Below are 21,290 nucleotides of genomic sequence, written 5' to 3' on the forward strand. Positions count from 1 at the left end.
CCATTCTTCGCGAATCGAGCTGTTTTCCATGACTTTCCAAGTTGCACTGAGTTTCGAGGACGGGATCACCCGCTTCATCAAGTGTGACGGCGACGAGACGGTCGCCGACGCGTCCTACCGCGCACGCATCAACATTCCCCTCGACTGCCGAGACGGGGCGTGCGGCACCTGCAAGTCGCTCTGCGAGTCCGGCACCTACGACGGCGGCGACTACATCGAAGAAGCGCTCACCGACGACGAGGCGGAGCAGGGTTACTGCCTTCCGTGCCAGATGATGCCGGAAAGCGATCTGGTGCTGCAGATCCCGACCACCTCGGATGTCGCCAAGACGGCGGCGGGCACGTTCACGTCGACGATCACGGAGATCCGGAAGTTCTCCGACACCACCATCGGGTTCACCATCGAGATCGCGAACCGGGACGACCTCGTCTTCCTCCCGGGGCAGTACGTCAACATCACCATTCCCGGAACCGAAGCGACGCGGTCCTATTCGTTCAGCACCGGACCCACGTCGAAGGAACTGTCGTTCCTGGTCAAGATCACCGACGGCGGCCTGATGTCGGAGTACCTCCGCGACCGCGCCCAGGTCGGCGACGCACTCGAGTTCACCGGCCCGATGGGAAGCTTCTTCCTGCGTGAGCAGAAGCGCCGCGCACTGCTGCTCGCCGGCGGCACCGGGCTGGCCCCGCTGCTGTCGATCCTCGACAAGATGCGCGCCGACGCCGCCGACCACCCCGTGCACCTGATCTACGGTGTGTCGTCCGACGCGGACCTGGTGGAACTGGACAAGCTCGAGGAGTACACGAAGTCGCTGCCGCAGTTCACGTTCGACTACTGCGTGTCCGACCCGGCGAGCAGTGCCCCGAACAAGGGGTACGTGACCGGCCTGTTCGAACCCGCGCACCTGAACGACGGCGACGTGGACGTGTACCTGTGCGGCCCGCCGCCCATGGTCGAAGCGGTGCGCGACCACCTGAAGGCGGAGGGCGTCACGCCGGCGAACTTCTACTTCGAGAAGTTCAATAACGCGGCGACACCGAGCGGGTCCGAGCCATCCGCACCGCCGGCGGCGGACGCGGCCCCGGCGGCACCCGAGTACGAGATCGGCGAGGAGCACCAGCCGCTGTCCGAGTCGGATGCGCAGTTCGACGCCCGCATGGCCCTCGAACTCGGCGCGATGGAACTGACCATCGGCCGGATGACGCGGGAACAGCTGTCCGAGTACCGGATCCTCGCCGAGACCTCCTGCGAATCGATCGAGAACGACCACTTCACGGACGCCGGCGCGTTCACCGACACCAATGCCTCGTTCCACGAGTTCCTGTTCCGCTGCACCGCCAACGACGTACTCCTGGAGGCGTACAACCGCCTCGAGGTCACCCAGCTGATGACCAAGGTGCTCCGCACCGCGGACTGGGTGGACGAGCACATCCAGCACGACCACCTTGACATCGTCGCCGCGTTCGAGAGGGGTGACCGCGCCGCCGCCCACGACCTGATCGTCAGCCACAGCGCGCACGCGAAGGCCACCATGTGCCGCGCCATCGAGAGGAGTGCCGTCGCATGAGTGGATTCGTCACTCCGCACCGATTCGACGGCAAGGTGGTCGCGGTCACCGGCGCAGCGCAGGGCATCGGGCTGACGGTCGCGACCCGACTCGCGGCCGAGGGTGCGTCGCTGATCCTGATCGACCGCGCCGACCTCGTACACGACGTCGCGAAGGGCTTGCGGGAGAACGGCACCGAGGCGCACAGCATCACCGCCGACCTGGAGCAGTTCGCCGACGCCGAGGCGGCGATCGACGAGGCGCGGCAGCAGCACGGCCGGCTCGACGTGCTGATCAACAACGTCGGCGGCACCATCTGGGCCAAGCCGTACGAGCACTACACCGCCGAGCAGATCCAGGCGGAGGTGCAGCGCTCGCTGTTCCCGACCCTGTGGACGTGCCGTGCCGTCCTCCCCCACCTCATCGCGCAGCAGTCGGGCACCATCGTCAACGTGTCGTCGGTGGCCACCCGGGGTGTCAACCGCGTGCCCTACGCGGCGTCGAAGGGCGGGGTCAACGCCCTCACCGCCTCCCTCGCGCTCGAAGCGGCGCAGTACGGTATCCGCGTGGTGGCCACCGCTCCCGGCGGCACCGAAGCGCCGGCTCGTCGTGTCCCCCGCGGTCCCGGCGCGGAGACCGATCGGGAAAAGGCCTGGTATCAGCAGATCGTCGACCAGACGGTCGACTCGTCCCTGATGAAGCGGTACGGCACTCTCGACGAGCAGGCCGCCGCGATCGTCTTCCTCGCCTCGGACGAGGCCTCGTACATCACCGGCTCGGTCCTGCCCGTCGCCGGTGGCGACCTCGGCTAACCCCCACAGATCTCGACCGCCTCATCGGCGGGGCGCATTGCACCGTCTCGCCGATGGGGCATTTCTCTACCCGAATTCGACTGTGACACAACGCACTTTCATATAAGACCCGGTTCCCCGTCACACCCACCGAGCGGAGATCACCATGACCCAATCCACCCCCGGCACCTGGGCAAGTCCGAGACACCGAAGCGCCGTCACCTGGATCGTCGCGATCGCCACGATCGCGATCATCTTCGACGGCTACGACCTCGTCGTGTACGGCACCATCCTCCCGACGTTGATGAACGATCCCGGCCAACTCGGCGAGATCTCCGCCCAGCAGGCCGGCGCACTGGGCTCGTACGCGCTGATCGGCGTCATGGTGGGCGCACTCACCGCAGGCGCGGTGGGCGACTACCTCGGCAGGCGCCGGATGATGCTCGTCAACATCGCATGGTTCTCCGTGGGCATGGGACTCGCCGCGCTGGCCACGAACGTCACCATGTTCGGCCTGCTGCGGTTCTTCACCGGCATCGGCGTCGGGGGCCTCGTCGCCACCGCGGGCGCGATGGTGGCGGAGTTCGCCCCTCCCGGAAAGCGGAACCTGTACAACGCGATCGTCTACAGCGGCGTCCCCGCAGGCGGAGTGCTCGCCTCCCTCCTCGCGATCGTCCTGCGCGACACGATCGGGTGGCGCGGGCTCTTCTGGATCGGCGCACTGCCCATCGTGATCCTCCTTCCGCTGGCGCTCGCGAAACTGCCGGAGTCGCCGAAGTGGCTCGTCGCCCGCGGGCAGGAGGACAAGGCCCGTCGCGTCTCCGAACGGACGGGTATCCCGATGCCCGGCGCCGAGGAGATCGCCGCGGACCGGGCGTCGGTCGAGAAGGTCGGCTTCGCGGCACTCGCGACGCGCCGTTACGCCTGGGGAACCGCACTTCTCGGCCTGATGAGCTTCTCCGGCCTGCTGCTCACCTACGGCCTCAACACGTGGCTTCCGAAGATCATGGAGGACGCCGGGTTCAACGCGAAGGGGTCGCTGTCGTTCCTGCTCGTCCTCAACGGCGGCGCCATCCTCGGCGGCCTGATCGCCTCGAAGGTAGCCGACGGTATCGGACCGCAACGCGTCGTCGCCACCACGTTCGGTCTCGCCGCGCTGGCCCTGATCCTCCTGACGCTCGGCTTCCCGCTTCCGGTGCTCCTCGCGTCCGTCGCCGTCGCCGGAGTCGGCACCATCGGCACCCAGGTCCTGATCTACGGATTCGTCTCCAACTACTACTCGACGTCCGCGCGCGGCGCCGGGGTGGCCTGGTGCGCCGGGTTCGGCCGGCTCGGCGGCATCTTCGGCCCGCTGATCGGCGGCGCCCTGATCAGCGCCGGCATCAGCAGCCAGGTGGCGTTCTACGTCTTCGCAGGCATCGCCGTCCTGGGCGGGATCGTGACGTTCTTCGTCCCGCGCCAACGGGATGCGGTTGCGACCACGAGCGAGGAGTCCTACTCCACCGTCCAGGTGTCGTGACCGGTCAGCAACCGCTGCAGCGAACCGTCGTCGACCGGGTCCGTCTCCCGCGCGATCTCGTTCTGCAGACGCACCATGTCGTCGTACGTGTCCCGCGCGACGCTGCGGAACACACCCGTCACGGTGTGCGTCAGATCCTGATCGGACAACCTCGACAGAGCGTAGGCGTAGTCGGGGTCGTCGGTGTGGGCGTCGTGCACCACGATCTCGTCCCGGTCGACGTCGTCGGTCGCGACCACCTTCAGACCGAAACCCGATCGGACGACGCAGTATTCGCCTGAACCCCCGAACACGATCGGCTCGCCGTGGACCAGCGGGATCAGGCGCTGCTCCGAACCGTCCTTGCGCAGGACGTCGAACGAGCCGTCGTTGAAGATCGGGCAGTCCTGGTAGATCTCCACGAAGGACGTGCCGCGGTGGGCCGCCGCCTGCCGCAGCACCTCCGTCAGCCCCTTGCGGTCCGAGTCCATCGCGCGGGCCGCGAACGTCGCCTCGGCGCCCAACGCGAGGGACAGCGTGTTGAACGGGTGGTCCACCGACCCCAGCGGCGTCGACTTGGTGACCTTCCCGACCTCCGACGTCGGGGAGTACTGGCCCTTCGTCAGCCCGTAGATCCTGTTGTTGAACAGCAGGATCGTCAGGTTGACGTTCCTCCGCAGGGCGTGGATGAGATGGTTGCCGCCGATCGACAGCGCGTCGCCGTCGCCGGTCACCACCCACACCGACAGGTCCGGGCGCGTCACCGCGAGGCCCGTCGCGATGGCGGGCGCGCGGCCGTGGATCGAGTGCAGACCGTACGTGTCGAGGTAGTACGGGAACCGGCTCGAGCATCCGATGCCGGAGACGAACATCAGGTTCTCACGCCGAAGTCCCAACTCCGGAAGGAAGCTTCGGATCGTCGCGAGAATGACGTAGTCTCCGCACCCCGGACACCAGCGGACCTCCTGGTCCGACGTGAAGTCCTTGGCCTTCTGCGGTTCGTCGGTCCGGGGCACGTGCGCGGTGGCGCTCAGGCCCAGATCCGCGCCCAACCGACTGATCATCCGTTTGACGTCCTCCCGGTCGTGAACGGCCGGGATTCCTTCTGCGCCGCTGCGCGCCGCTGGGGTGGGTTCCTGTTTCACCGGGGCTCGCTTCCCACTAGGAGGGAAGGCTGACGACCCCTCCACAGGCGTTTAACCACTCCGCACGTCCTGCGGCGTGGATGTTCTTCGCGGCGTTGACGTCGCGGTCGTGAACCGCGCCGCACACCGTGCATGTCCACTCCCGGATCGAGAGCGGTTTCGGGCCGCCCCGGACCCCACATCGGGAGCAGATCTGCGACGACGGATAGAACCGGTCCACCTTGACGAAGGTGCGCCCGTAGCGGGCGGCTTTCTCCTCCAGCATGCGGGTGAACATCCCCCACCCGGCGTCGTGTACCGATTTCGCCAACCGTGTCCGCGCCAGCCCCCGCACGCACAGATCCTCGACGAACACCGCTTGGTTCTCGCGGATGATCGCCGTGGAATGCTTGTGCGCCCAGTCCCTGCGGGCGTCGGACACTCTGGCGTGGGCCTTCGCGACGCGAAGACGTGCCTTGACCCGGTTGTTGCTGCCCTTCTCCTTGCGCGAGAGAACCAGCTGCGCCTTGCCGAGCTTGCGTTCGGCACGGCGCAGGAACTTCGGCGAGCTGATCGTCTCGCCGTTCGACAGCACCGCGAACGTCGCCAACCCGAGGTCGATCCCGACCTCCGCATCGACCGGCGGCAGCGGTTCGTCGGTCGTCTCGACCACGAACGACGCGAAATACCGGCCCGCCGCATCCTTGACGATCGTCACCGACGACGGTTCCGACGGCAGATCGCGGGACCAGGCGACCTCCACCTCGCCGACCTTCGCCACGTACAGCTTCCCGTTCGGTCGGATCGAAAACCCGTTGCGGGTCAGACGGATCGTCTGCCGATTGTCCCGGCGGGACCGCAGCCGCGGCGCGCCGACCATGCGGCCCTTCCGTTTCCCGGAGAGCGAGTCGAACCAGTTTCGGTACGCCCGCCGCGCGTCCTGGCACGCCTGCACCAGCACCACCGAGGCGACCTCGCCCAACCAGGCCCGCTCCGGAGTCTTTTTCGCCGCGGTGACCACCTGCTTCTGTACGGCGGTATCCGACAGGCTCACCCCGGCCGCATACGCGTCCTGGCGGATGCGCAGGCAGTCGTTGAACACCACCCGTGCACACCCGAACGACCGGGCCAGCATGTCCTGCTGACCGGGCGTCGGATAGACGCGGTACTGGTATCGCAACTGCACACCCACAGAATACCATTGGTCTATGGTTTCTGAACCGGAATACAGACGCGGCCGCTCCGTAGTTTCCGCCCTGCACGTCCACTTGGTCTTTGTTACCAAATATCGGCACGGAGCCCTCACCGACGAGATGCTGACCACCTGCGAACAGGTGATGCACAGCGTGTGCGACGACTTCGGTTCCCGGCTGGTCGAGTTCGACGGGGAGGGCGACCACGTGCACCTGCTGATCGACTACCCTCCGACCATCCAAGTCTCGAAGCTGGTGAACAGCCTCAAAGGCGTCTCCGCACGCCGCCTGCGCGACCAGCACCCCGGATGGGTGAACCAGCACTCCATCAACGGACACCTCTGGTCCCCGAGCTACTTCGCCGCATCGTGCGGCGGGGCACCGACCTCGATCATCCGGCAGTACATCGAGCAACAGCGGCGACCGCCCCGCGCTCCCGGCAGGCCGAAATCGACGCGCTGACACGGCCCCGAAGGACCGGGCATGCGCGCTACGCTGCGCGGTCACGCCGACTCCTCCTGCCGGGGTCCGGTCGATCGATAGGTCGCCGACGCGAGCGCGTCGGACGTCTTCGCGAGTTCGTGCTCCCGCAACGTCCCGGCCAGCGCGGAGTCGATCACCTCGTGCAGTTCGTCGCCGAGGAACGCGAGGCCCTTCACCTTGGTCACCGACTGCACGTCGACGAGGAACCGTGAGCGGAGGATCATCGCGAGTTGTCCCAGATTCATCTCCGGGGCGACGACGGTCGCGTAACTGCGCAGCACCGCACCGAGGTTCGCGGGCAGTGGGTTCAGGTTGCGCACGTGCACGTGGGCCACCTTCTTGCCCTCTCGGCGAGCACGCCTGCAGGCCTCGCCGATGGGCCCGTACGAACTTCCCCACCCGACGAGCAGCAGGTCGGCCTCCCCCGACGGGTCGTCGACGACGGCGTCGGGAACGGTGATTCCGTCGATCTTGGCCTGGCGCAACCGGACCATCAGGTCGTGGTTGGCGGGATCGTAGGAGATGTCGCCGCTGCCGTCGGCCTTCTCCAGACCGCCGATGCGGTGTTCGAGCCCGGGAGTTCCCGGCAGCGCCATGGCACGCGCGAGCGTCTCCCGGTCGCGGACGTACGGTGCGAACTCGCCGTCCACCGGCGGTGCCGTGTCGACACCGGGATCGATCCGGTCCAGTGCGGACACGTCCGGGACGGCCCACGGTTCACTTCCGTTCGCGATCGCACCGTCCGACAGCAACAGCACCGGGGTGCGGTACGTGAACGCGATCCGGGCGGCCTCGACCGCGGCATCGAAACAGTCCGCGGGTGAGCACGGTGCGATCACGGCCACAGGCGACTCGCCGTTGCGCCCGTACATCGCCTGCAACAGGTCCGACTGCTCCGTCTTCGTCGGAAGACCGGTGGACGGGCCGCCACGCTGGACGTCGATGACGAGCAGCGGAACCTCCGTCATCACCGCCAGCCCGATCGCTTCGCTCTTGAGCGCCAGCCCAGGCCCGGACGTGCTCGTCACCCCGAGCGCACCGCCGATCGACGCGCCCAGCGCCGCGCCGATCCCGGCGATCTCGTCCTCCGCCTGGAACGTGGTGACGCCGAGATTCCGGTGCTTGCTCAGCTCGTGCAGGATGTCCGACGCCGGGGTGATCGGGTAGGTGCCGAGGAAGACGTCCCGCGACGCCAGCTGCCCCGCGGTCACCACCCCGTAGGCGAGGGCCGTGTTCCCGGTGACCTGGCGGTACGTGGCCGGTGGGAGCGTCGCCGCCGACACCTCGTACGTCGTCGCGAAACTCTCCGTCGTCTCCCCGTAGTTCCACCCGGCCTTGAACGCGAGCAGGTTGCCCTCCGCGATCTGCGGCTTCTCCGCGAACTTGGTCTGCAGGAACCGCCCGATGCCGTGGGTGGGGCGGTTGTACATCCAGGACAGCAGCCCGAGCGCGAACATGTTCTTCGCCCGCTCGCCGTCCTTCCGGCTCAGCCCGGCCGGTTCCACCGCGCCCGACGTCAGCGTCGACATCGCCACCGGATGCACCACGTAGTCCTCGAGGGAGTCGTCGTCGAGCGGGCTCGTGGCGTAACCGACCTTCGCGAGATTGCGCTTGGTGAACTCGTCGGTGTTCACGATGATCATGCCGCCGCGCGGCAGATCGGCCACGTTCGCCTTCAACGCCGCCGGATTCATGGCGACCAGGACGTCCGGGCGGTCTCCGGCCGTGAGAATGTCGTAGTCCGCGATCTGGATCTGAAACGACGACACCCCGGGCAGGGTGCCCTGCGGCGCCCGGATCTCGGCGGGGAAGTTGGGCTGGGTGGCGAGGTCGTTGCCGAACGCCGCCGCCTCCGACGTGAACCGGTCGCCGGTCAACTGCATACCGTCACCCGAGTCTCCGGCAAAGCGGATCGCCACCCGCTCCAGCTTCGTGGAGTTCGCCTCCGTCATGAATTCACCGAATCCTTCGACTCGTGTTCGCTCTGACCAGCAGCTTCTCACCTCACGTTACAAGCGTTCCCAATTTTCGCCAGGAAGACGCCGAAATAGCGCGTCGCGATACGGTGAGTGACGTGAGTGACCCAGGGAATATCGAGTTCGTCGGACGTTCCCGCGAGCTCGCCGAACTCGAGGCGGCCCTGCACGAGACCGCCCAGGGTGTGCCCGTCGTCGTGGTCGTCGAAGGTGTGCCGGGCATCGGCAAGACCACTCTGGTGGAACACTTCCTCGCCGCGCATTCCGACGTGCCCGCGTTCTCCGCGGTGTGTGCCCCGTGGGCGTCGAGCCGCCCCTTCGGAGTCGCCGAACAGCTACTGGGTGCGGCCGTCACGGCGCAGGAACCTCTCGACGTCGCCCGTGAATTCGTCACGGCGGCGGCTCCGCGCGCCGGTGACACGCCGTTCGTCGTCGTGGTCGACGACGCGCACTGGGCAGATCTGGCGTCGCTGCAGTCGCTGACCTCCGCCGTGCAGCTGCTCGACCGCCCGGCCGTGATCGTTCTCGTCACGAACCCGGATCCGCCCGACGGTGTTCCCGCGGACGTCCTCGATGTTCTCGACCGGCACAGCAGGCATCGGGTTCGCGTCCGCCCACTCGATGCGTCCGACACTCGCGCCCTCGCGAGCAGCCTCGCGCACGTCGACCTTCCCACCCCGGTCGCGCACCAACTGGTGCAGCACACGGCCGGGAATCCGCGGCACCTCACGCAACTCCTCCAGGAGGTCGATCCTGTTCTGTGGGGACGCTGGCAGGCGGTCCTCCCGGTGCCGCACACGTTCGCGGCGAAAGTACGGTCGCTGCTGTCGGAGGCCTCCCCGCAGGCCCGGGCGCTCGTCGAAGCGGCCGCAGTCCTGGCCGGGGATCCGAGATTCGCCGACGCCGCCGCACTCGCCGGCATCGAACACCCGGTGGACGCGCTCGACGAACTTCACCGGGCCGGCCTCCTCACCGCCGGTGAGCACCGCGGCGTGACCGTGCTGACCTTCCCGTCGCCACTCACCCGCGCCGCCGTGTACCACAGCCTCGGGCCGATCCGACGGCGCGACCTGCACGATCACGCCGCGCGGATCGTCGAGGACGAGGGCAGACGCCTGGACCACCGCGCCGCGGCCGCCCCGTTCGCCGACCCGGCGCTCGCGGACGAACTCGACCGCTACTCCGCGAGCAGGGCGACGGTCGGGGCGTGGTCGGCGGTCGCAGACGCACTGATCAAGTCGAGCCGCCTCACCGCGGACCGGGGGGAACGCGAGCAGCGGCTGATTCGTGCCGTCGACGCCCTCCTCGGCACCGGAAATCTGTCCCAGGCAGTGGCTTTCGCTCCGGAGATCGAGAGTTTCCCGGAGAGCCCGTTGCGCGACGCCGTGCTCGGCTACCTCGCGATCCAACGCGGCCGTCGCGCGGAGGCCGATGCACTGCTCACCCAGTCCTGGACCGCTTGCGACTCGGAGACCGATCCGGCCACCGCCGCCTTGATCTGCCAGCGGCGCGTCCTCGACTCGCTGGCCCGCTGGCACGGACCAGACCTCGTCGAATGGGGTTCCCGGGCAGTCGCTCTCGTCGATTCGGCTGATCCGTCGGCCGTCGAATCAGCGGCGATCATGGGGCTCGGACTCGCCGCCACCGGCCGGATCGCGGAGGCGCGGGCACACTACGACACACTGTCCGCGAAGATCGCCCTCGGCGCCCAGTCCCAGCGTTTCGACATGGCCCGGGGCTGGCTCGACCTGGCGCTGGACGATCCCGAATCGGCACGCCAGGAACTCGAGAGTGCCGTGCCGACGGCCTTCCGGATGGGCTCCACCCGCATCTCGCTGTGGGCGCAAGCCTGGCTGGCGCGAACACAATTCGCGCTCGGCGATTGGAACGGCGCCATCGCCACCGTCGACCGTGCCGCGCACCAACTCGAGGACGCCACGCTCGACCTCCTCCGGCCCCTCGTCCATTGGACCGGCGCGCAGACGCACGCGCTGCGCGGGAACTGGCCCGCGGCGCACGAGCATCTCCGGCTCGCCGCCGCGAGTTCGCACGACTACCCGATGATGTTCATCCCGTCCTCACTGGCGCGCGCCCAGTGCGCCGAAGTGGAGGCCGACTACGCCGCCGTCATCAGGGCGCTGGAGCCCCTCACCCGCCTGGAACCCCGCGAGGGCGTCGACGAGCCCGGGTTCTGGCAGTGGCCCGACGTCTACGCGAACGCGCTCGTGATGGCCGGGCACGTCGACGACGCGGACGCCTTCCTCACCCCGCACGAGGAGCGGGCCGCGGAACGCGGGCACCGGTCCGCGATGGCGCGTCTCGGCTACGCCCGCGGTCGCATCGCCGGTGCGCGCGGCGACATCGACACCGCCAGGGACGTGTTCGAGAACGCGCTGACCCAACTCGACACCCTGCCCCTCCCCTACGACCGCGCCCGGGTGAACTTCGCGTACGGCCAGACCCTGCGCCGGGCAGGCAAACGACGCGAAGCCGACGCCGTCATGCAGGCCGCACGGGAAGGGTATTCCGCGCTCGGCGCCGCCTCCTACGTGCAGCGGTGCGACCGCGAACTGAAGGCCGGCGGCCTCAACGTCAAGCGCAGCAGGTTCACGCTCGAGGAACTGACCCCGCAGGAACGGGCGGTGACCGAACTCGTCGCCGGCGGAGCCAGCAACAAGGAGGCCGCAGGCGAGCTGTTCCTGTCCGTCAAGACCGTGCAGTACCACCTGACCCGCGTCTACGCGAAGCTCGGCATCCGCTCACGCAGCGAACTCGCGGCGCAGTTCCGCGACCAGGACTGACGTCCCGGGTGGCGGGAACCCACCCCGAGGGTGCCTGTCCCGGGCACCGCCGACCGGCCAGGCTGGATCTCGACCGATGAAGCCGACCCACCGGAGTACCGAGATGGATGACACGATCGACGCAGTACGAGCCGACCGCGACCTGAAGACCAAACACCGCGCCATGTGGGCCCTCGGCGACTACCCCGCCCTGGCCACCGACATCATCGCCGGCCTCGGCCCCGCCCTGGTCCGGGCGAGCCGGGTCAGGCCCGGCGACCGTGTCCTCGACGTCGCGGCCGGTTCCGGCAACGCCGCCATCCCCGCGGCGCTGTCCGGTGCGAGCGTCGTCGCCGGTGACCTCACCCCGGAACTGTTCGACGCCGGACGCCGCCGGGCCGCCGAACTCGGCGCCGAGGTCGAGTGGCGCGAAGCGGACGCCGAGGCCATGCCGTTCGCCGACAACGAATTCGACACCGTGATGTCCTGTGTCGGCGTCATGTTCGCCCCGCACCATCAGGAGAGCGCGGACGAACTCGTCCGTGTCTGCCGGCCGGGCGGGACGATCGGACTGCTCAGCTGGACCCCCGAGGGGTTCATCGGTCAGATGTTCGCGACGATGAAACCGTACGCACCCCCGCCCCCTCCCGGCGCGCAGCCGCCGCCGCTGTGGGGTCGCGAGGACCACGTCCGGGCGTTGTTCGGCCATCGGGTGACCGACGTCGTGGCAACGCGGCACACCGTCCGCATCGATCAGTTCCGGACACCCGAAGACTTCCGCGACTACTTCAAGACCCGCTACGGTCCGACCATCGCGGTGTACCGGTACATCGCCGACGACCCCGCCCGGGTGGCCGAGCTGGACCACGAACTCGCCGACCTTGCACGGCGTTTCGACCACGGCACCGGCAGCACCGTGATGAACTGGGAGTACCTCCTGCTCACCGCGCGGAAGTGGTAGCGAGCAACCACGCGCCGGTCAGGCGTGCTGGGTGAAGCCGACCTGGCCGGGACGGCGGTTCGGGGCGTAACCGAGCTTGGCGAGGGTCTCGTCGGCATCGGCGTAGGTCTGACCGATCCGGTAGATGTCGCGGGCCTCCTTACCGGTGGCCACCTCCCGGCCCAGCTCCCCGGCCACCCGGACCAACTGCTCGACCTGCGCGACCGACGTCATCTTCTCGCCCTTGCGACCCCAGATCGTGTCCTCGTTCCCGCACCGCGGATGCAGACCCATCGCGATCGCCATCGCGTTGACCGGCAGCACACTGCGCATCAACGTCTCGAGGGTCAGGCACGCACCGTCCGGCACCCGCTGCACGAAATTCATGATGTTGTACGGATTCGGGCCGTCGAAGCCGCCACCGATACCGACCCAGGTCAAATTCAGCGGACCGGTGTACACCCCACGCCGGATCAACCGCTCCACCGTCTCGAGCTGCGGAATGCTCGACAGCTGGAAATGCGGCTGGATCCCGGCCGCCTGCAGACGACGCAGATGCTCCTCCACCCACGCCGGACCGGCCGGGACCGTCATCTCCCGGTACGCCTCGGCCAGCTCGGGCCGCTGCATCGAGGTGCCCGCGATGTCGTCGGCGGTCATCAACTCCATGATGTTCATCTGCGAGGTGTTGATCGCGATCGTCACCTGATCCGGTGCCGGATCGAGGTCGGCGAGCATGTGCCGGGTGTCGTCGGAGAGCCACTTCGCGTCCGCACCCTCACCCTCGGGGGCGAACGAGATGGAACCGCCGACCTGCAGGATCATCTCCGGCACCGCCTGCCGCAGTCCGGCGAGCAGTTCGTTGAACTTCGACAGCCGCTTGGAGCCCTTGCCGTCGAGTTCACGGACGTGGATGTGCAGCACGGTGGCGCCGGCCTCGTAGCAGTCCACCGCCTTCTGCACGTGCTCGTCCATCGTCAGCGGCAGGTCCTCGCGGAAGTCGTCCGGCTCCCACTCCGGACCGTACGGGGCACACGTGATGACCAACTTCTCCTGGTTCTCGGGGAAGAGGGCGTCGTCGTGGAAATGCATGGGTGTTCTCCGTTCGAAAAGATTGCGGACGGCGGGACTGTGACTCAGCTGACATAACGGTAGCCACGGGATGCCATCCAGACTTACCCTGACGGGACATATTTGTTTCCTGTTCGGGACACCCCGGCCGAGTGGGACGCCTGCGACGGAAGGTGACGCGAATGGCCAAGCCCCTCGCCCGGTATGCCGCGCTGACCGGCTTCGTCGAACTGGGCCGCACACTCTCACTCGACCCGGTGAAGCTGCTGACGAGCGTCGGACTCGACCCGGCCGGGCTGGACCTGCAGGACCGCTGGGTGCCCGCGTCGTCGGTCGCCCGTCTGCTGGAGTTGTCCGCGGCGACGTCGGGTCGCCAGGACTTCGCCCTGAAGCTGGCCGAGCGGCGGCGCCTGTCCACCCTCGGCCCACTGAGCGTCGGCATCCGGGACGAGCCCGACGCGCGAAGCGCACTCCGGATGCTGATCCGCTTCCAGCACACGTACAACGAAGCGCTGCACATCCGGCTCTCCGAGCGCGACGGCGTCGCGACGATACGAATCCGCTTCGACCCCGGCGAACCCGTGCCGGTGCGGCAGTCCGTCGAACTGGCGGTCGCGGTGACCCACCAGCTGTTGCGGCAGCTGCTGGGCGAGCGGTGGCATCCGGTGTCCGTCAGCTTCGAACACGGACGACCGGCCGACGACTCGACGCACCGGCAGGTTTTCGGCGCGCCACTCCACTTCGACGGCGAGTACTCCGGAATCCTGGTCTACACAGGCGATCTGGACGAGCCGAACAGATTGTCCGACCCGCTGCTGCGGTCCTATGCGCAACAGATCCTCGACACGCTCACCACGCCAGAGGAACCCACCCTCACCAATCGCGTGCGCGAACTCGTCGAACTGCTGCTGCCGAGCGGGCGCTGCTCGATCGAGCAGGTCGCCCGCAGCCTCGGCGTCGACCGCCGGACGGTGCATCGGCACCTCGCGAAATCGGGAGAGACCTTCACCTCGGTCCTCGACTCCACCCGCGCCGAACTCGCGAAACGCATGGTCACCGGGCGGCGCTACTCGTTGACGGAAATCTCCGAGATGCTCGCCTTCTCGACGCCGAGCAGTTTCTCCCGGTGGTTCCATCAGCAGTTCGGCATGAGTCCTCGCGAGTGGCGCAAACAAACCACGGGATAGGTGGCCGTGCGACCGATGTCCCGAAATGCAAAGAATTCCGTCCCGTAGGGGCAACTAATCACCTCACCGGCCACGTAGCGTGATGCAGGCCACTATCGGGTCGGGCCGTAGCCCGCATCACACCCGATTCGTTCTCCGTGAAACGAGCCGCCATGACCGCTGAGCCGATACCCACCCCGACACTCGACCGAATGAAGAGTGCGGGAAGCTGGAATCCTCTGTGGGACACCTTGTCCCAGTGGGATCCGGAGTGGACCGAGCAGTTCATGGCCATGAACGCCACTCCCGTGCAGCGTGGGGTGTTCACGCCCGAGTTCGTCGAACTGCTCAGCATTGCCATCGATGCCGCCGCCACCCACATGTACGCGCCGGGAGTGCGCAGGCACATCCGGGCCGCACTCGAACTCGGTGTGTCCAAGGAGGAGATCCTCACCGTCCTCGAGATGGTGAGCGTCCTCGGGATCCACGCCTGCAACCTCGGCGTGCCGATCCTCGCGGAGGAACTCGACGCGTACGAGTCCCGGCGCCCGGCACACTGAACGCCGCTCCCACACTCTCTCCCTCTCCACCCGCACCCTCAGGAGCATCCATGGGACCGAATCCCACCACGTCCGAACTCGAGATCGCAGTCGCCGCCCCGTCGAGTTCCGTGCCGACCGCCGACCGCCGCACCCGACGCTCCTCGTTCTACCCCTGGCTCGTTTTCGCCCTCGCGTTCGCGTTGCTGCTCTCCGACTACATGTCCCGCCAGGTTCTCAGTGCGGTCTTCCCGTTCCTGAAGGCCGACTGGGCACTGACGGATTCCCAGCTCGCATCCCTCACCAGCATCGTCGCGCTGATGGTCGGGCTGCTCACCCTCCCGCTGTCCCTGCTGGCCGACCGATGGGGGCGCGTGAAGTCCCTGGTGCTTATGGCCACGCTGTGGAGTGTCGCGACCCTGCTGTGCGCGATCGCCTCCAGCTACGAGCAGATGCTCGCCGCGCGCTTCCTCGTCGGTGTCGGCGAGGCCGCGTACGGAAGTGTCGGAATCGCCGTGGTTCTCAGCGTCTTCGCGCCACGGGTCCACTCCACACTCAGCGGCGCGTTCATGGCCGGCGGTTCCTTCGGCTCGGTCGTCGGCGTCTCGCTCGGCGCGGTCATCGCCGTACACCTGAGCTGGCGCTGGTCGTTCGCCGCAATGGCGGTCCTCGGACTCATCCTGGTCCTGGCATTCCGCACGATTGTCACCGAACGCCGCCTGGCCGAGCACGCCGCGACCGACGACACCTCCGAATCCGCCCGCCCCGACGAACCCGCGATCCGCGTCCCGGTGTCGACACTGTTCACCAACCCGACCGTGTGGTGCGCGTACCTCGGCGGCGGACTGCAGATGTTCAACGCGGCCGTGCTGCTCGCCTGGGCCCCGAGCTACTTCAACCGCTACTACGGCATGGCCCCGGACAAGGCCGGTGCCGTCGCGTCGGGGTTCGTGTTGCTGATCGCCATCGGCATGATCGTCTGCGGCATGATCACAGACCGGGTCGGACGCAACAACGCGGCCGCGAAGTGGACCAGCGCGATCACCTACTGCACGATCTCGCTGGTCTCGCTCGGAATCGCACTCCAGCTGGAAACCGGTGCATCCCAGCTGATTCTGCTGGGTATCGGCGCCTTCTTCGCTGCCGGCTCGTCCGGCCCCACCGCCGCCATGGTCGCGGGTTTGACCCACCAGTCGGTGCGGGCCTCGGCCCTCGGCAGCCTGACCGTGACCAACAACGTCCTCGGCCTGGCCACCGGACCCTTCGTCATCGGCATCCTCGCCGACCGCCTCGGCCTGCTCGGCGCACTGCAGCTGGCACCGCTGGTGTACGTGCTGGCGATCGTGGCCCTGTTCCTCGGCAAGCGGATGTACCCGGCCGGGCTCGCGAAGCTCGCGGCGCAGAGCGCCGCCGCCGCGGCGAAGGTCTAGGTCTCGCCGGACCACATCAACTCGGCAAGTCCCGGTGGCAGCCGCCGCCGGGACTTGCCGAATGTCATACACCTCGACGATGCACTGGCCGGTCCCGCGCCCTGGACCACCAGCTGGCGAAACACCGGACCGCGCACCCGTGACCGGTTACATCACGAAGCGCTGGAGGCACCAACTCCACCGGATCATCCAGGTCGAGGATCCGCAGGTCATCGGGCAACGCGAACACCCCCAGCGCGCGCCGCGAACCCGGCAGCAGCGGGAACGCGAGTCCGACTCCGGGTTGCTTCGGGCTATCCTCGTCGCCGTGAGATCACCCAACCGCGACGCACTGGAGGCCATGGTCGCGGAGGCGACGATCGACTGCTACAACGACAGCGAATGCGTCACCGGCTTTTACACCATGCTCCACGAGAACCTCGACCTGCCGTTCCACACCCGTGTGCTCGGTGCCCAGGTCACCGTGTCCGGCATCGACCTGATCGACGACCACATCGTTGTGATCTGCACCCGCGGCCGGTCACGACAACGCCTTCGAATTCTCGACCTGCCGTTGCCGGCACCGCCACCCGACGGTGCCGAGTGGATCGAGGCATACCGCCACTGGCTGAGATAGGTGAGGACACGAGCATGAACACCGGCGACACCGCACCCCCGAGCGCGACCGGGGAGCACCGGATACGAATGACCGAACAGGAGGCCATATCGAATCTGCACACGGTGCTGCACCTCTGCGCGGCCGGTGAATTGCGGTGCAGCGAGAAGACCCACCGCCCCTCCGCGGCGACGGTCGCTGCCGTGGGCTCACAGCTCGCGCACGGCGACTTCTACCTCGACGACCCGATCGCGTCGTTCGCGTGGCCGCTGATCATCCAGGCCGGTGGGCTCGCCACGATCGAGAGCGGGCGCCTGCGGCTGACCCCGAAGGGCCGTACCGCCCTGCGTCGGCCGGCGGCCGAGGCCATCTCCCAACTGTGGCGGCGCTGGCTCACCCACGCGGTGATCGACGAGTTCAGCCGAATCGAACAGATCAAGGGTCAGCGCGCACACAACGTCCTCACCTCGGCCCGGACCCGCCGGCAGACCGTCGCTGCAGCTTTGGCCGGCTGCCCACCCGGAGAGTGGATCGGCATGGATTCACTGTTCACGGCAATGCGACGGAAAGGCATGAGCCCCAACGTCGCACGCAGCGAGCGCGCACTGTGGAAGCTCTATCTCGTCGACCCGCAGTACGGCAGTCTCGGCTACGACGGTTACCACCGGTGGGAGATCCTCGAGGGCCGCTACACGATGGCGGTGCTGTTCGAGTACGCCGGCACGCTGGGCCTGCTCGACCTCGACTACCTCCACCCCGGGTTCTGAAGGTCCTGCCCAACCTCGACATCGTCGCCACTGGAACCCTGTCCCCCGGCGATCAGCTACTGCTGTCCGGCTACGCCGAGCACACCGCGGACCGGGTCTGGACCCTCTCCGCCGCGAGCCTGCTGGCCGCGATCGACGGTGGCCACCACCTCGAGGACCTCACTACCTTCCTCGCCGCGCGCACCGACCATGAGCTGCCCGGCACGCTGCGGACCGTCATCGACGACGTCACCCGCCGAGCCACCCAGCTCACCGACCACGGCCACGCCCGGGTGATCGAATGCACCGATGCCGCACTCGCTGCGCTCATCACCCGCGACCGCGCACTCCGCACACTGTGCCGTCCGATCGGCGACCGCCACCTCGCGGTCCCCGTCGAACACGAACCGAAGTTCCGCAGGGCCCTACACAAACTCGGCTACGCCCTGCCCAGGCCGAACACCCCCTGACCGAAGACGTCAACGCCGCGACACACAGGGCCGGGCGGCGGCCTGCGCCGGCGACCGGTGGCCGAATCGACTAGTAGTCAGATCCAGTCGATGTGGACGGAGTCGATGTGGTCGAAGTGGAATCCGAAATTGGTTGCAGTACATGTCGAAGCCCTTGTTCTCGCATCCCTCGTCGGCACCGTTGCGGACCATGACCCGGCTCTTGACCCGGATGACCGCCCTCTTCGGTGTTCCGGGTAGAGCCCGCCAATTCCTCGCCGACAAGGGCATCCGCGTGGGCCGACGGTCAGCGCCTGCCCCTCCGCGGGGGCAGCGCCTGCGATTCGGGTATTGCCCTGCCTCGCGTCTCCAGCTACAATCGAACGTATATTCGAATGACCTTGGGGGAGGTTGGTTGTGGGGGCAATGCTTCTCGAGGAATTGCGCACATTCACGGCGCGACTGCAATGCGCCGAGGCGGCGAGTGGGGATCCGGGGTTGGGCATCGACCTGCTCGATGCGATCGAGACGTTGAAATCGGTCGGGTGCGCGGTACAGGCGGTGATCACCGACGATGTCGCGACGAGCATCCGTGCGGACCGCAGGGCTCGGAAACGTCCACGATCCGAGTGGGGTCGGGGTATCGCGTCGCAGATTGCGCTGGCGCGCAGAGAATCCCCGAACCGGGGCGGCCGGCATCTGGGGTTCGCGCAGGCGCTGGTGCACGAAATGCCCCATACGTTGGCCATGCTGCAGACCGGTCGGCTGAACGAATGGCGAGCCACTCTGTTGGTCCGGGAGACAGCCTGCCTGTCCGCGACCGATCGGGCTATCGTCGATCGTCAGTTATGTTCGGACCCAGCAACACTCGACGGCGTCGGCGACCGCGGTCTGATCGCGCGGGCCAAGGCCCTGGCGGTCGAACTCGACGCCGCCTCGGTCGTCCGGCGGCATCGCAAGGCCGTGTCCGAGCGTCGGGTCACGACCCGTCCGGCCCCGGATTCGATGGCCTATCTGAGTGCGCTGATGCCGGTGGAGCAAGCGGTGTGCCTGCAGGCCACGCTGGGTCGGGATGCGGACAGTCTCATCGCGACCGGAAAGGGGCGGGGTCTCAGCCGAAATCAGCTGATGGTGGACTTGTTGTTCGAACGCGGCACCGGAGCGTCGGTGGCGTCGGGTGTGCCGGTGACGGTGAACCTGGTGCTCTCGGACGAGACGCTGCTGGCAGGCGGCCACGAGGCGGCGCAGCTTCAGGGGTTCGGGCCGGTGCCGGCCGGGATCGCGCGACAGCTGGTGGCCGACGCCCTCGATGATGACACCGAGACGTCGTTGCAGCGCGTGTATTCGTGCCCGCAGTCGGGGTCGTTGACGGCGATGGAATCGCAGTCCCGTACGTTCCCGAAAGGTCTGCGAAAACTGATCGATCTGCGGGATCAGACGTGCCGCACCCCGTGGTGTGACGCGCCGATCCGACACCACGACCACATCCGCTCACGGCGGCGGCGGGGTGCCACGACGGCGGACAACGGATCCGGCCTCTGCGAGGCGTGCAACTACGCGAAGGAAGGCGACGGTTGGACGGCCCGCCCCGTCCACAGACCCGGCCGCACCCACCTCGTCGACCTGGGCACCCCGACCGGGCACCACTACCGATCTGCGGCACCACCACTCCCGGCCGCCGCGCGGCAATCCGAGGTCGAGGCGGTGCTCATCGCACACGTGCGTGCGTCGTGACAGCGCGATCACGCCTGGACGACACCGACCGCCGGGACTTGCCGAATCAGCTTCGTGAACGCTTCACAAGTGCCACGCTTGAGACCATGGACAGCATCAAGTCGATGAGTGATCGGTAATGGCCCGGCCGGTGCGCGTCGTCGTGCTCGGCGCCGGTTCGTGGGGAACGACGGTGGCCGGTCTCGCCGCCCACAACACACCGACCCTGCTGTGGGCGCGGAATTCGGATACCGCGGACGAGATCAATACCGCGCATCGCAACTCCCGCTACCTCGGCGAGCGGGCACTCCCCGACTCAATGCGCTCGACGGCCGACCTGGTGGAAGCGGCGCAGGAAGCCGACGTTCTCGTGGTCGGGGTGCCGTCGCACGCGGTCCGCAGCACGCTTACTCAGATCGCCAACGAGGTGCGGGCGTGGGTGCCGGTCTTGTCGCTGGCGAAGGGGCTGGAGCCGGGAACACGGTTGCGGCCCACCGAGGTGATCGCCGAGTGCCTGCCGGGGCATCCGGTCGGGCTTCTCGCCGGTCCCAATATTGCGCGGGAGATCGTCGACGGACTTGCGGCGGCGTCGGTCGTCGCCACCCAGGACGTGCGGGTGGCGACCGCGTTGCAGCCGTTGTTCGCGTCGGCGGTGTTCCGCGTGTACCGGAACACCGATGTGCTGGGCTGCGAACTCGGCGGTGTGCTGAAGAACATCGTGGCCATCGCGTCGGGGATGGCCGATGGGCTGGATGTCGGCGACAACACGCGCGCGATGGTCCTCGCACGCGGGCTGGCCGAGATGACCCGGCTGGGTGAGGCGATGGGCGCGAACCCGCGGACGTTCGCCGGGCTCACCGGGGTCGGAGACCTCATCGCCACGTGTATGAGCCCGAGTTCCCGCAACCGGCGGGTGGGCGAGTTCATTGCCCGCGGCATGACCGTCGAGGAGGCTGTCGCCAAGCTGGGGCAGGTGGCCGAGGGCGTCAAGACCGCCCCCACCGTGATGGAGTTGGCCCGCGACTACAACGTGGACATGCCCATCGCCGCGGAGGTCGAGGCGGTCGTCGCCGGACGGCAGACGCCGGAAGGCGCCTACCGTGGCCTGCGGAAAGTCGCTGCCGGCAGTGAGGACGAGGTGGCGTGATCGCACAACTGCAACCGGAAGTAGCACTATCTAGACGTTTCTAAGCAATCTCCTAGAAAACTGGGGCAGACTCCTGAAGGGAGGCACCCCAGCGAGCAGCGTC

18 protein-coding genes are annotated in these 21,290 nt (G+C 67.8%); 14 read left to right on the forward strand and 4 right to left on the reverse strand.

All coding sequences use genetic code 11. The features are described from left to right. Positions 1 to 28 precede the first annotated feature (28 nt). The 3 genes from benC (at position 29) to JWS14_RS12425 (ending at position 3,856) form a co-directional block, all read left to right on the forward strand. Complete coding sequence (gene benC / locus JWS14_RS12415) at positions 29 to 1,567, forward strand: benzoate 1,2-dioxygenase electron transfer component BenC (RefSeq protein WP_206013326.1); 1,539 nt, start codon at positions 29 to 31, stop codon at positions 1,565 to 1,567. Beyond that, on the forward strand, positions 1,564 to 2,358 hold the full coding sequence (locus tag JWS14_RS12420) for a 1,6-dihydroxycyclohexa-2,4-diene-1-carboxylate dehydrogenase (RefSeq protein ID WP_206013328.1): 795 nt from the start codon (positions 1,564 to 1,566) through the stop codon (positions 2,356 to 2,358). The genes benC and JWS14_RS12420 overlap by 4 nt, the downstream gene beginning before the upstream one ends. Positions 2,359 to 2,503: 145 nt before the next feature. After that, positions 2,504 to 3,856 (forward strand): MFS transporter, encoded by a 1,353-nt coding sequence (locus JWS14_RS12425; protein ID WP_206013330.1) that lies wholly within the window; start codon positions 2,504 to 2,506, stop codon positions 3,854 to 3,856. On the opposite strand, the gene JWS14_RS12430 is transcribed toward JWS14_RS12425, so the two are convergent. Then, a complete protein-coding gene (locus JWS14_RS12430) occupies positions 3,832 to 4,899 on the reverse strand; it encodes a 2-oxoacid:ferredoxin oxidoreductase subunit beta (RefSeq protein WP_206015988.1) in 1,068 nt (355 codons plus the stop codon). The genes JWS14_RS12425 and JWS14_RS12430 overlap by 25 nt on opposite strands. A gap of 97 nt (positions 4,900 to 4,996) precedes the next feature. Continuing rightward, positions 4,997 to 6,145: an RNA-guided endonuclease InsQ/TnpB family protein gene (locus tag JWS14_RS12435; RefSeq protein ID WP_206013331.1), complete on the reverse strand. Its 1,149-nt coding sequence runs from the start codon at positions 6,143 to 6,145 to the stop codon at positions 4,997 to 4,999. A 22-nt stretch (positions 6,146 to 6,167) separates the two neighbouring features. On the opposite strand from JWS14_RS12435, the gene tnpA reads away from it, so the two are divergent. Then, the gene (tnpA, locus tag JWS14_RS12440) at positions 6,168 to 6,614 is read left to right on the forward strand and encodes an IS200/IS605 family transposase (protein WP_206013333.1); all 447 of its coding nucleotides are present in this window, start codon (positions 6,168 to 6,170) and stop codon (positions 6,612 to 6,614) included. A 41-nt stretch (positions 6,615 to 6,655) separates the two neighbouring features. Here tnpA and JWS14_RS12445 read toward each other — a convergent pair whose 3' ends face one another. Beyond that, complete coding sequence (locus JWS14_RS12445) at positions 6,656 to 8,587, reverse strand: 2-oxoacid:acceptor oxidoreductase subunit alpha (protein WP_206013336.1); 1,932 nt, start codon at positions 8,585 to 8,587, stop codon at positions 6,656 to 6,658. A gap of 122 nt (positions 8,588 to 8,709) precedes the next feature. Here JWS14_RS12445 and JWS14_RS12450 point away from each other — a divergent pair, with 122 nt between their 5' ends. Further along, positions 8,710 to 11,412: a helix-turn-helix transcriptional regulator gene (locus JWS14_RS12450; protein WP_206013338.1), complete on the forward strand. Its 2,703-nt coding sequence runs from the start codon at positions 8,710 to 8,712 to the stop codon at positions 11,410 to 11,412. A 103-nt stretch (positions 11,413 to 11,515) separates the two neighbouring features. Further along, entirely contained in the window at positions 11,516 to 12,352 is an 837-nt protein-coding gene (locus tag JWS14_RS12455; RefSeq protein WP_206013340.1) for a class I SAM-dependent methyltransferase, read from the forward strand. An 18-nt stretch (positions 12,353 to 12,370) separates the two neighbouring features. Here the strand turns inward: JWS14_RS12455 and JWS14_RS12460 are convergent, their stop codons facing one another. Then, positions 12,371 to 13,423 (reverse strand): beta-keto acid cleavage family enzyme, encoded by a 1,053-nt coding sequence (locus JWS14_RS12460; protein ID WP_072943797.1) that lies wholly within the window; start codon positions 13,421 to 13,423, stop codon positions 12,371 to 12,373. Positions 13,424 to 13,584: 161 nt separating this feature from the next. On the opposite strand from JWS14_RS12460, the gene JWS14_RS12465 reads away from it, so the two are divergent. The 8 genes from JWS14_RS12465 to JWS14_RS12495 all read left to right on the forward strand — a co-directional run bounded on the left by JWS14_RS12465 (position 13,585) and on the right by JWS14_RS12495 (position 21,187). Beyond that, positions 13,585 to 14,589, forward strand: a complete 1,005-nt coding sequence (locus JWS14_RS12465; protein ID WP_206013342.1) for an AraC family transcriptional regulator — start codon at positions 13,585 to 13,587, stop codon at positions 14,587 to 14,589. 152 nt (positions 14,590 to 14,741) lie between these two features. Continuing rightward, positions 14,742 to 15,128 carry a carboxymuconolactone decarboxylase family protein gene (locus JWS14_RS12470; RefSeq protein ID WP_072946305.1) on the forward strand — a complete coding sequence of 129 codons (387 nt, stop codon included), beginning with the start codon at positions 14,742 to 14,744 and terminating at the stop codon, positions 15,126 to 15,128. Between the two features lie 50 nt (positions 15,129 to 15,178). Further along, complete coding sequence (locus JWS14_RS12475; protein WP_206013344.1) at positions 15,179 to 16,537, forward strand: MFS transporter; 1,359 nt, start codon at positions 15,179 to 15,181, stop codon at positions 16,535 to 16,537. Between the two features lie 139 nt (positions 16,538 to 16,676). Further along, the gene (locus JWS14_RS50020; RefSeq protein ID WP_241031327.1) at positions 16,677 to 17,153 is read left to right on the forward strand and encodes a calcium-binding protein; all 477 of its coding nucleotides are present in this window, start codon (positions 16,677 to 16,679) and stop codon (positions 17,151 to 17,153) included. A 14-nt stretch (positions 17,154 to 17,167) separates the two neighbouring features. After that, complete coding sequence (locus tag JWS14_RS50025; protein WP_241031328.1) at positions 17,168 to 17,899, forward strand: hypothetical protein; 732 nt, start codon at positions 17,168 to 17,170, stop codon at positions 17,897 to 17,899. Then, the gene (locus tag JWS14_RS50030; RefSeq protein ID WP_241031329.1) at positions 17,800 to 18,348 is read left to right on the forward strand and encodes a helicase-associated domain-containing protein; all 549 of its coding nucleotides are present in this window, start codon (positions 17,800 to 17,802) and stop codon (positions 18,346 to 18,348) included. The genes JWS14_RS50025 and JWS14_RS50030 overlap by 100 nt, the downstream gene beginning before the upstream one ends. A 396-nt stretch (positions 18,349 to 18,744) precedes the next feature. Then, on the forward strand, positions 18,745 to 20,061 hold the full coding sequence (locus JWS14_RS12490) for an HNH endonuclease (RefSeq protein WP_420855113.1): 1,317 nt from the start codon (positions 18,745 to 18,747) through the stop codon (positions 20,059 to 20,061). A 118-nt stretch (positions 20,062 to 20,179) separates the two neighbouring features. Continuing rightward, on the forward strand, positions 20,180 to 21,187 hold the full coding sequence (locus tag JWS14_RS12495; protein WP_206013346.1) for an NAD(P)H-dependent glycerol-3-phosphate dehydrogenase: 1,008 nt from the start codon (positions 20,180 to 20,182) through the stop codon (positions 21,185 to 21,187). Positions 21,188 to 21,290: the final 103 nt, after the last annotated feature.

This window comes from Rhodococcus koreensis, from assembly GCF_017068375.1.
In the GTDB taxonomy this organism is placed as follows: domain Bacteria; phylum Actinomycetota; class Actinomycetes; order Mycobacteriales; family Mycobacteriaceae; genus Rhodococcus_F; species Rhodococcus_F koreensis.